The following is an 11,082-nucleotide window of genomic DNA, read 5'->3' as shown; positions in this document are numbered from 1 at the left end:
GATTATTCTTTGAGAGGCGGACTAAATCATTAATAACCAAAAAGTAAAAGAAAATGAAGTTTTTTATTGATACAGCTAATCTTGATCAGATTAGAGAGGCTCAGGAATTAGGAGTTTTGGACGGGGTTACCACCAATCCTTCTTTAATGGCGAAAGAGGGAATTACAGGTAAACAAAACATAATAGAGCACTACAAAAAGATTTGCGATATTGTTACGGGTGATGTTAGTGCTGAGGTTATCGCAACAACTTTTGACGAAATAGTAAAAGAAGGAGAAGAACTTGCTGCTCTTCACGATCAAATTATTGTGAAAGTTCCTATGATAAAGGAAGGTGTTAAAGCAATTAAATACTTTAGCGATAAAGGTATTAAAACAAACTGTACCCTGGTATTTTCTGCAGGACAGGCTTTGCTGGCTGCTAAAGCGGGTGCAACTTATGTTTCTCCTTTTATTGGAAGACTTGATGATATTTCTACCAATGGTCTTAATCTTATTGCTGAAATAAGACTGATCTATGATAACTATGGATTTGAAACTGAAATACTTGCTGCATCAGTAAGACATACCATGCACGTGATTGATTGTGCCAAGCTTGGTGCAGATGTGATGACAGGTCCTCTTTCTTCTATTGAAGGATTACTAAAACATCCTCTTACAGACAGCGGGCTGGAGAAATTCCTTGCTGATTATAACAAAGGAGTTCAATAGAACTTAAGAGTTTTTATATAACAGAAAAGGCTGCCAATCGGCAGCCTTTTCTGTTATTAATTTATTTATAGTTTTTTTATTGATTTAGAAATTCAAGAAGTTCTGTTTCAAAATCTGGATTGTAAAGTTTTGCATCCCCATCCACAATAATGCCTCTTGGATTAATAAAGAAGATTTTGTGAATGTATTTCCTGAAAACTTCCTTACTTACTTCTCGGCTACTAATTTGATATTCATAATCTTTATTATAGTTATTGTTTGAAATCACCCGAAGCCAGTTCTCCGTTTCATTCTGGTCGATATTAACTCCAATAAAATTAAGCTCAGGATATTTTTTTCTGAGGGTTTTAATATTGTTGTGTTGCCATTTGTAATGGGAAGGTGCATACATGGACCAGATAAAAACCACCGTAGGTTTGGTAATGACGTCATCATAAGTCACCTGCTCCCTCGCTGTGTTTATTAATTTTTTGTTTTGTACCGATGTTCCTTCGAAATAATTTGTGTGGATTTCTGCAAGATCTTTTGCCTCGTTCTCTTTTCTGTAATCTATGTTGTCCAGAACATTTAGGATTGAATCTACCCGATCCTGGTTTTTCGACATTATAATACCACGGGTTACGAGCCGGTCCAGAAAATCATTTTTCATGTACGGAAGAGAGGTGAGGGAATCAATTAGAACAATTCTTCGTCTTATATTAGTGTAGTCTCCAAGTTCAAAACAACTTCTGTCCAGGCCTTCGCTTGTTCTGCAGTTCTCTATAGACTTGCTGCGTAGATAGTTGTCTATTAAATTAGTGTAGACTTTATAATCCTGTAAGGCTTCGTTGTTGAAGTCAATTTTACTTCTGTAATTGTGGAAGTTTTCAGGAATCTCATCAGAAAATTGAGTGTTGTACTTTTTAATTAAAAACGTGTATCGCTCTCTCAGGTCGTAGTATTCATAATCAATTACAGTATTTGCAATATCAATAAAATTTTCAGAGAAATCGTGTTTGTCTTTTAAATTAGCTAGTAATTCCCTTCTCTGTTCTCTGATAGAGTCTGTTACCCGCGAAAATTTTTCGGGATTAAATTTATAGTAGGATAATATTAATTTGTTGTTTTCCTGGTTATTAAGAAGCATGTCGAGGAGAAAGCTGCTCTTTGCAGAGCCTACACCACTAAAGTTCATAGATTTGTCGAACTGTAAAGTATTTAACCAAACGAGTACACTATCCCCAGGTTCAACATACATTACCTGATCTTCCGGGTTATGTCTAAGTGTGTAAATTCCTTCTTCCAGATTTTCATATTGCTTTCCAAACTGGTTCTTTTGATTCAGGAACAACGTATCGAGGTTCCTTTCATTTTGAGACAGAATTACATAATGAGTATGTGGATTCACAATTTGTCCGCCAATGTAAATATTATCTCCAGAATCTTGAGAATGATTACAGGCATACAGAAGAAACACAGAAAATATAATTAGCGATTGGGGATACTTCATCTAAGACTCTAAGACTTCAGATTGTAGATAATAAAACAGTAAACAAATATAGATGCAGACTACTGCTGCGAATGTTAATCACTAGTTAAAAGGATTTATATAAACGTTAATGTTTCCAGAAGATTACATAAATGGCTACTTTTGCAAAAAATTAGATCAAATAAATTCTTATGCTCTCAGTTTCAAATCTTTCAGTTCAGTTTGGTAAACGTATTCTCTTTGATGAGGTAAATACTACTTTTACACAAGGGAACTGCTACGGAATTATTGGTGCCAATGGTGCCGGAAAATCCACATTTCTAAAAATACTTGCAGGAAAATCAGATCCTACTTCCGGTCATGTACATCTGGAATCAGGAAAACGTATGTCTGTACTGGAGCAGAATCATAATCTATACGATGAGTACCCCGTTTTGGAAACAGTAATGAGAGGAAACAAGCCTCTTTACAAGATCAAAACAGAAATGGAAGAGATCTACGCTAAAGAAGATTTCAATGATGCAGATGGAGAGAAAGTTGGATTGCTTCAGGCAGAGTTCGAAGAAATGAATGGCTGGAATGCTGAAAGTGAAGCGGCATCTTTACTATCCAGTTTGGGTATTAAGACCGATTCGCACTATACGCTTATGCAGGACCTTGAGGGGCAGCAAAAGGTGAGGGTGCTTTTAGCACAGGCTTTATTTGGTAATCCCGATGTGTTGATTATGGATGAACCTACAAACGACCTGGATTATGAAGCTATAACCTGGCTGGAAAATTTTCTTGCGAATTATGACAATACGGTAATTGTGGTTTCTCACGACCGTCACTTCCTGGATTCTGTATGTACGCACATCTCAGATATTGACTTCGGAAAAATAAATCACTTCAGTGGGAATTACACCTTCTGGTACGAATCTTCACAGCTTGCAGCAAGACAGCGCTCTCAGCAGAATAAAAAAGCAGAAGAGAAGAAAAAGGAACTTCAGGAATTTATTCAGCGCTTTAGTGCAAACGTGGCAAAATCAAAACAAGCCACTTCGCGTAAAAAGATGATTGATAAATTAAATATTGAAGAAATTAAACCTTCCAGCAGAAGGTATCCTGCAATAATTTTTGAAAGAGAGCGTGAAGCAGGGGATCAGATTTTAAACATCGAAGGTCTTGAGGCGTCTATAGAAGGTGAAGTTATTTTTAAAGATGTAAACGTGAACTTGGCCAAAGGAGATAAAATCGTTGTTTTTTCCAGAGACTCAAGAGCAACAACGGCATTTTATGAAATCATCAACGGAAATCAGAACGCGGTTCAGGGAAAATATTCCTGGGGTGTTACTACCAATCAATCTTATTTACCACTGGACAACTCTGAGTATTTTGATAATGATCTTACGCTCGTTGATTGGCTAAGGCAATGGGCTAAAACTGAAGAAGAAAGAGAAGAAGTTTACATTCGTGGTTTCCTGGGTAAAATGCTTTTTAGTGGCGAAGAAGCATTAAAAACCTGTCGTGTATTATCTGGAGGGGAAAAAGTAAGGTGTATGTTAAGCCGGATGATGATGATGAGGGCTAACGTTCTTATGCTTGACGAACCGACAAACCACCTGGACCTGGAATCTATTACAGCCTTTAACAATTCCCTGAAGAATTTTAAAGGAAGCATGATGTTCACCACTCATGATCACGAGTTTGCACAAACGGTGGCTAATCGAATAATAGAGCTAACTCCAGGTGGAGCCATTGATCGTTATCTTACTTTTGATGAATATATGGGTGATAAGAAGATTAAGGAACAACGTGAAAAGATGTACGGAGTAAAAGCTTAAACTTCTTTTAATAATTGATGAGAATTGAAAAAGCCCGAATCACGAGATTCGGGCTTTTTCGTTGGCTAATTAAACAAACAAATAATAAAAATATTAGAACATTCCGCCGCCGCCGGCTTCATTATCATCGCGTGATTTACGTTTTAAAGCACTGTTTTTACCGCCTCCAAATCTATAGGAGAAGCCCACGTAAACGGTTTGTGTCTCTCCCTTAAACCTTCCTTCCTGCGGAAAAGGTCTCCCGTCAGTAAACTGGAATTCCTGCGTATCAAATACATCATTAACATTCAGGCTGATGGTTGCTTTGTTGTCAAGAAAAGAATATCTCCCACCAAGGTTCATAAAGTACATTGGCTTCATAAGCATTTGAAGGCTTTCATTTCTTCCGCGGTAAAATCCGAATAATTGAAAGGTTAAGGCTTCGCTGGCTTTAAAAGAATGACTTGTTCTGAAATGGAAGGTGGTGTTGTCAGTTTCCAGATACTCGGTTCCAACCACTCCTTTTAACTCCTGGCTGTAGGCTTCAAAACTTGTGTTGGTACTCCACCAGCTGGTGAATTTATAATTGGCTGAAAGTTCAAGTCCGTAGGAATTATTATCTTCAAAATTGTCAAATTGGATCAGTAAAGAACCAGGATCGTTAGGATCCTCAAGCAGCACCTGGTTGATTTCATCATTAATATTTCTGAAAAAGACTCCGCCAGAGAGGCTGCCTTTATTTGTCAATTTTCGGGTGTAATTGAATTCAACTGAATTGGTGAACTGCGGTTCCAACTCAGGATTACCTGAAACAGTAAGCCTTGGGCTGCTAACTTCCCTAATGGGGTTTACCTGGTCGAATCCGGGACGATCCACACGCCTGCTGTAACTAATCTGGTAAGTATTTCTCTCATCTGGAGTATAGTTTAAAAACCCAGAAGGATAAAGCGTGAAATAATCATCTTCAAAAACTTTTTCTCCAATATAAACTGCATCTACCTGAAAATTTTCAAGCCTTGCGCCTAACTGATACGACCACTTATCATGATTTTGACCATACGTTGTATAAAAGGAATAGATATTCCGGTTGTATTGGTAAGTGGAATTGCTAAAGTTTGGATTTGTGGTGTGGTAGTCATTATCTGTATCCAGAATTCTTGCTTCAATCCCCATCTCCAGTTTTGAATGCGCACTTAGAGGATTAACATAATCCAGATTCCCAATGATGTTGTTTCTTTTTTCTTCCACAAGCTCCTCATAGGCTACGAAACCATCAGTGTTTCCCTCATAGTCAAAAAAGGAATTTTCCTCTTCGTCAAATTCGTTATAATTAATTTCTACCTGAAGGTCGTGGCCTTCTTTTTCAAATTTTCGATCATATACAAAGTTGTAGGTCGCATTTAGATTGTCGAAGTTAAGATCCAGGTTCTGCACCAGGCTTGGTTCTGGATTGTCATTGTAGATTAACCTGAAAGCACCTTCGGGGCCACCGTTAAAATAATTTTGATTGGTATAGAAAGACAAAGTGTTCTGGTCGTTCAGGTAAAAGTCCATTCCTACTTTATACAAGTAAGATTCCCTTTCATTCTTAATATCAAAAGCCTGTAGAAGATTTTCCTGTGGTAGGTAAATACGTCCTAAATTGGCTCTTGGACCAAAATTAGTTCCGACATTTCCATACACGTTAATTTTCCCTTTTCGATAATTCATATCAAGCGAGCCATTAAAACGCACATTTTCGCCCGCAGTTACACCGGTGTTCAGGTTTCCGTTGAAGCCGTTATTTGCATTTTTGTGAAGCACGATATTTATAATTCCACTCATGCCTTCAGGATTGTACTTTGCTGAAGGGTTGGTGATAAGCTCGATACTTTTGATGGACGTTGATGGAATTTGCTTCAGAAGTTGGGCGGGATCCATATTTGTTGGTTTCCCATCGACTAATATCCGTACGTTGGAATTTCCGCGAAGTGCGATATTCCCATCCTGATCTACATTTACAGAAGGAATATTATTCATTATTTCTGAAGCGCTCGCACCGGTAGTAATGAGATCTTTGCCAACATTAATTACTTTCCTGTCTATGCGTTGCTCAATGGTAGTTCTTTCAGCAACCACAGTAACATCGTTTAGTTGGGCGACTTCAGCTTCAAGAGAAATTATCCCTACCTCCAGTATTCTTTGATCCCTGGAAATGGTGATTTCGCGAGAGAAAGTTCTATAACCTATAAATTGTACTTTAAGCAGGTAATTGCCTTCCTTAATTTTTTCTACAGTAAAGCTACCATCGTCCCCGGTGGTAATCCCGGTGACGAGGTTGCCTTCCATATCATTGATGATTACAGTGGCATAAGGAACAGGTTCCTGTAGATCTTTGTCTATTACAGAACCTGAAATTTTTCCCAGTGGCTCATTAAAAGCCAGCGTGCCGACTGTAGTAAAAAATGTGATGATTAAAAATAACTGTTTCATTTTTTGATTGATTTGATGATTAATGATGTTATAGAAAATACCTTGTATTACATATTAGCTTGATGAGAGCTTCTGCGAAAAAAGAACCTTCTATACTATAAAGACGAAGCAAAAATTCTTTTGTTACAATATTTTTTAAAAAACCCACATTCCCGATAAAAGAATGTGGGCTTTACAAATTCCTGGTGCAAACACTAACCATCAAAAAGTGCTGACCAGAAACTTTGAACCGGTTCTATTTATAAAGACTTTATAATTTAAAACTTGTTACAGTTTAGCGGAAATATTAAATTTAGGATATGAAGAAAAAAACATTAGTAATAGGAGCTTCTACAAATCCCGGCAGATATTCTAACATGGCCATTAATCGATTGGTAGGTTATAAACAGCCAACAGTAGCTATTGGTTTGCGGGAAGGTGAAGTAGCCGGAGTAAAGATAGAAAAGGAGATGCTGCCTTTTGAAGACATAGACACGATAACCATGTATATTAATTCAAAGAGACAACCTGAATACTACGACTATATACTTTCTCTTAATCCGGAAAGGGTAATTTTTAACCCCGGAACAGAAAACAGGGAATTGTACGATCTCCTTCGGAAAAATAATATAGAAGTAGAAGTTGGCTGTACTTTAGTGATGCTTGGATCGAACCAATATTAACCCGAGAAAGGTTAGCAATCCGTTGAGGATCAGAATAAAAAATCCGAACTCGAATCCAAACCAAACAAGGCTGTTTATACTTATAATATAGGACAGGATGGGGGAAAGGATTGCAACTACAGGGACAAGCTTATCTTTCACATTCCATTTTGTAAAAAGTCCGTAGGTATATAAACCTAATAATGGGCCATAGGTATATCCTGCGAATTCAAAGAGTTTGTTAATCACACTTTTGTCTGCAATGGCATATTTAAAGATGAGCATTACAAGGATTAGCAAAACTGAGATAAGTACGTGAATCAGCTTTCTAATGTTTACCTGTTTTTCTTCGGAATATTTTTTCTCAATATCCAGGATATCAATACTAAAAGAAGTGGTTAGAGCAGTTAACGCGCTATCGGCACTGGAATAGGCTGCCGCGATAAGCCCTAATATAAATAAGATAGCAACACCCAATCCTAATTCTCCGCTTGTTGCGATGGCAGGAAAAAGATCATCCTTTCGCTCTGTAATTCCGTTAATTTCAGCATAATCTGTTAGAAGCACGCCAAGAGCCAGGAAGAAAAAATTAACTACAGTGAGCACCATCGTGAACCAGAACATATTTTTTTGAGCATCCTTTAAATTCCGGCAGGTAAGATTTTTCTGCATCATATCCTGGTCCAGTCCCGTCATTACAATGGCTATAAATGCCCCGGAAATAAATTGTTTGAAAAAGTAATCTCTGGTTCTCCAGTCTTCAAAGAAGAACATTTTAGAAAATTCACTTTCAGATAAATATCCAATAATGTTGAACGGCGAGAAGTTGAGGTCTTCAGAAATTACCACTATCGTTATTCCCAGGGCAAGCAGCATAAACAAAGTCTGCAGGGTATCTGTCCATACAATTGTGTTTATTCCGCTTTTAAAAGTGTAGAGCCAAATGAGTAAAATTGTTATTGATACGGTAATATAGAACGGAACTCCCATAGCATCAAAAACGATAAGCTGTAGCACGTTTGCTACCAGGAAAAGCCTGAAACTGGAACCTACAACCCGGGACAGGAGGAAAAAAGAAGCTCCTGTTTTGTAAGAATATTGGCCAAATCTATTCTCGAGATACGTGTAAATTGAAGTCAGGTTCATCCTGTAGTACAAAGGCAGGAGAACCAGCCCGATTACCGCATAACCCACTGTATATCCCAAAACCACCTGAAAATAACTGAAGGCCTGAGTTTCTACCGTACCGGGAATAGAGATAAAGGTAACTCCGCTAAGTGAAGCTCCTATCATTCCAAAAGCTACGAGGTACCATGGAGACTGGCGGTTAGCCTTAAAAAATTCTGCATTAGAACCTCCACGTCCCGTTAAATAAGATATTAAAATAAGAACGCCAAAATAACCGGCTATAAGGAGCAAAATCTGGTACGGCTGCATAGAAAAGATGTTATGGCGACGAATTTACAAATTTAGATGTTAGAAATAACCGATGATTGGAGGTAGACCAACTGTGCGAAAATTAGAAATTGTACCCGTGCAGAAAGGATCTTCGTCTTAAGTCCGTTTAGGAGAGAATGCTTCTTAAAACCAAATAAAGCTTCAAACCAAAATTTAGTAGAAAAATGATAAATTTGCAGTATGGATTTTTCTTCAAAATTACTGGAACAGGCTGTAGACGAAATGTCACAGCTACCTGGTATAGGAAAGCGCACTGCGTTGCGTTTGGTGCTACACCTTCTAAAACAACCTGAATCGCAAACTGAACAACTGGCTGCCGCTTTAAAAAAACTGCGCTCAGACATAAAGCTCTGTAGAAATTGCTTCAACATTAGCGATACTGAGCTTTGTGAAATTTGTGCGAATCCCAATCGAATGAGTGAAATTGTTTGTGTGGTAGAAGATATTCGGGACGTGATGGCTATTGAGAACACCGGGCAGTACCGCGGACAATATCACGTTTTGGGAGGAAAAATTAGTCCGATGGACGGAATAGGGCCTTCACAATTATCTATTAAGCCCTTGATCGAAAAGGTAAAAGCAGGGAAGGTTGAAGAAATAATTTTTGCCCTTAGTAGCACCCTGGAAGGTGACACCACAAATTTTTACATTTTCAGGCAGCTGGAAGTAACACCTATAAAAACGTCTACAATTGCACGGGGAATTTCTGTTGGGGATGAACTGGAATATGCAGATGAAGTTACCCTGGGGAGAAGTATCACCAACAGAGTGCCTTTTGAAAGCTCCATGAAAAGTTAAGCTGACTTTTCAGAGATTTTCAATAGCGAGAGCTCTTCCGGAAAACCTGCAGTACATTTTAGATTCAGCCTTTGAAATCGTAAATTTACAGAAGAGGTTAAACTCTCTTTCAAAAGAAGAATTTCAGTACATTTCAATTTTATTGATTTTTTAATATTTGCAGAGCTTAAATTTGATTAATTTCGCAAACGAAACAATAAAAACGATCTTTTAGATATAAATATGGCAAAATTCGAACTTAAATTACCTCAAATGGGCGAAAGTGTTGCGGAAGCGACTATTACCGGCTGGTTAAAAGAAGTTGGCGATACCATTGAAGCAGATGAACCGGTAATCGAAATTGCGACAGATAAAGTAGATAGTGAGGTTCCCAGTGAAGTAGAAGGGAAGCTTGTTGAAAAACTGTTTGAAGTTGATGATGTGGTGCAGGTTGGACAGGTCATAGCTATTATAGAAACAGAAGGTGAAATAGATGGTGATGAAGATCTGTTCGACGACAATGATGATGATGAGGGTGAGGTTCGGGACGAAGAGGCTTTAATAAATGAGGTGGAAGCCAGTGTTGAAAAGGCAAAGGAAGTAACTTCAGCAAGTAATTTTTCTGATTCTTCTCGTTTCTATTCGCCGCTCGTGAGGAACATAGCGAAGGAAGAAGGAATAAGCTTTGAAGAGCTGGAACAAATAAATGGAACCGGTAAGGACGAAAGGGTAACTAAAAATGATATTCTTGACTATTTAGCAAATCGTTCAAACAAGACGGCGGCATCTAAACCGACCTCTAAAGGGCAAAAAATAGAAACTTCCGGATTGGAATCTGCGGTAGCAAAGCAGGACTCAGCGGTACGATCTGGAGAAGACGAAATAATCGAAATGACGCGTATGGGTAAAATGATTGCCCACCATATGGTAGAAAGTGTACAAAAGGCGGCTCATGTACAGTCTTTTATCGAAGTTGACGTGACCAATATCTGGAACTGGAGAAATAAACATAAAGAAGAATTTCTGAAAAGGGAAGGTGAGAAGCTCACGTTTACACCAATTTTTATGGAAGCTGTGGCTAAAGCTATTCGTGATTTTCCACTGATAAATATTTCTTTAGACGGCGATAAAGTAATTAAGAAGAAAAACATCAACCTCGGGATGGCCGCTGCACTTCCTGATGGCAATCTTATTGTTCCGGTAATAAAAACTGCCGACAGGCTTAATCTGGTTGGAATGGCCAAAGCGGTTAATGATCTCGCATCCCGGGCAAAAATGAATAAATTAAAACCGGATGAAATCCAGGGAGGAACTTATACAGTTACCAATGTTGGTACTTTTGGTAGCATTATGGGTACTCCCATTATAAATCAGCCGCAGGTTGGAATCCTGGCTTTGGGAGCAATTAGAAAAGTTCCTGCGGTAATAGAAACACCAGATGGGGATTTTATAGGGATACGTCATAAGATGTTCCTATCTCACAGTTATGACCATCGCGTGGTAAATGGCGCTCTGGGAGGGCAGTTCGTCCAACGGGTTGCACAGTACCTGGAAGATTTCGATAAGGAAAGGGAAATATAGAAAAACACCATAATTTTAAAAAGCCGCAGTTATTTTTCTGCGGCTTTTTCGTTTTATAATTGGCAAGTCTTTACTTTAGTGGCTTACAAGGACATTGGCATATAATAATTTCGTGAAATGCTGCCCACCACAACAATTCACTCCAGTAGAACAACGCAAAAGAGCACTTGTAA

The 11,082-nt window shown here is 38.3% G+C and carries 8 protein-coding genes; 5 read left to right on the top strand and 3 right to left on the bottom strand.

Going from position 1 to position 11,082, the window contains the following annotated elements:
- Nucleotides 1–53 precede the first annotated feature (53 nt).
- Nucleotides 54–710 (top strand): fructose-6-phosphate aldolase, encoded by a 657-nt coding sequence (fsa, locus tag RM545_RS01225; protein ID WP_311493441.1) that lies wholly within the window; start codon nucleotides 54–56, stop codon nucleotides 708–710.
- Nucleotides 711–786: 76 nt separating this feature from the next.
- On the opposite strand, the gene RM545_RS01220 is transcribed toward fsa, so the two are convergent.
- Nucleotides 787–2,199 carry a TlpA family protein disulfide reductase gene (locus RM545_RS01220; RefSeq protein ID WP_311493440.1) on the bottom strand — a complete coding sequence of 471 codons (1,413 nt, stop codon included), beginning with the start codon at nucleotides 2,197–2,199 and terminating at the stop codon, nucleotides 787–789.
- 170 nt (nucleotides 2,200–2,369) lie between these two features.
- Between RM545_RS01220 and RM545_RS01215 the strand changes: the two genes are divergently transcribed.
- The gene (locus tag RM545_RS01215; protein ID WP_311493439.1) at nucleotides 2,370–4,001 is read left to right on the top strand and encodes an ABC-F family ATP-binding cassette domain-containing protein; all 1,632 of its coding nucleotides are present in this window, start codon (nucleotides 2,370–2,372) and stop codon (nucleotides 3,999–4,001) included.
- Between the two features lie 93 nt (nucleotides 4,002–4,094).
- Here RM545_RS01215 and RM545_RS01210 read toward each other — a convergent pair whose 3' ends face one another.
- A complete protein-coding gene (locus RM545_RS01210; protein WP_311493437.1) occupies nucleotides 4,095–6,452 on the bottom strand; it encodes a TonB-dependent receptor in 2,358 nt (785 codons plus the stop codon).
- A 299-nt stretch (nucleotides 6,453–6,751) separates the two neighbouring features.
- On the opposite strand from RM545_RS01210, the gene RM545_RS01205 reads away from it, so the two are divergent.
- Nucleotides 6,752–7,114, top strand: coding sequence for a CoA-binding protein (locus RM545_RS01205; protein WP_311493436.1), 363 nt, complete (start codon nucleotides 6,752–6,754; stop codon nucleotides 7,112–7,114).
- Here RM545_RS01205 and RM545_RS01200 read toward each other — a convergent pair.
- Nucleotides 7,085–8,530 (bottom strand): sodium:solute symporter, encoded by a 1,446-nt coding sequence (locus RM545_RS01200; protein WP_311493435.1) that lies wholly within the window; start codon nucleotides 8,528–8,530, stop codon nucleotides 7,085–7,087. The genes RM545_RS01205 and RM545_RS01200 overlap by 30 nt on opposite strands.
- A 201-nt stretch (nucleotides 8,531–8,731) precedes the next feature.
- On the opposite strand from RM545_RS01200, the gene recR reads away from it, so the two are divergent.
- Both recR and RM545_RS01190 read left to right on the top strand, forming a co-directional pair.
- Nucleotides 8,732–9,349: a recombination mediator RecR gene (gene recR, locus RM545_RS01195; protein ID WP_311493434.1), complete on the top strand. Its 618-nt coding sequence runs from the start codon at nucleotides 8,732–8,734 to the stop codon at nucleotides 9,347–9,349.
- Nucleotides 9,350–9,571: 222 nt separating this feature from the next.
- Nucleotides 9,572–10,909: a dihydrolipoamide acetyltransferase family protein gene (locus RM545_RS01190; protein ID WP_311493433.1), complete on the top strand. Its 1,338-nt coding sequence runs from the start codon at nucleotides 9,572–9,574 to the stop codon at nucleotides 10,907–10,909.
- Nucleotides 10,910–11,082: the final 173 nt, after the last annotated feature.

It is taken from the genome of Autumnicola lenta (assembly GCF_031846515.1).
In the GTDB taxonomy this organism is placed as follows: Bacteria; Bacteroidota; Bacteroidia; order Flavobacteriales; family Flavobacteriaceae; genus Autumnicola; species Autumnicola lenta.
This window is presented reverse-complemented; position numbering and strand designations above follow the sequence as displayed.

Excerpts from the sequence above, each read along its gene's own strand:
- fsa (WP_311493441.1), top strand. The coding sequence starts at position 54 with ATGAAGTTTTTTATTGATACAGCTAATCTTGATCAGATTAGAGAGGCT.
- RM545_RS01220 (WP_311493440.1), bottom strand. The coding sequence starts at position 2,199 with ATGAAGTATCCCCAATCGCTAATTATATTTTCTGTGTTTCTTCTGTAT.
- RM545_RS01215 (WP_311493439.1), top strand. The coding sequence starts at position 2,370 with ATGCTCTCAGTTTCAAATCTTTCAGTTCAGTTTGGTAAACGTATTCTC.
- RM545_RS01210 (WP_311493437.1), bottom strand. The coding sequence starts at position 6,452 with ATGAAACAGTTATTTTTAATCATCACATTTTTTACTACAGTCGGCACG.
- RM545_RS01205 (WP_311493436.1), top strand. The coding sequence starts at position 6,752 with ATGAAGAAAAAAACATTAGTAATAGGAGCTTCTACAAATCCCGGCAGA.
- RM545_RS01200 (WP_311493435.1), bottom strand. The coding sequence starts at position 8,530 with ATGCAGCCGTACCAGATTTTGCTCCTTATAGCCGGTTATTTTGGCGTT.
- recR (WP_311493434.1), top strand. The coding sequence starts at position 8,732 with ATGGATTTTTCTTCAAAATTACTGGAACAGGCTGTAGACGAAATGTCA.
- RM545_RS01190 (WP_311493433.1), top strand. The coding sequence starts at position 9,572 with ATGGCAAAATTCGAACTTAAATTACCTCAAATGGGCGAAAGTGTTGCG.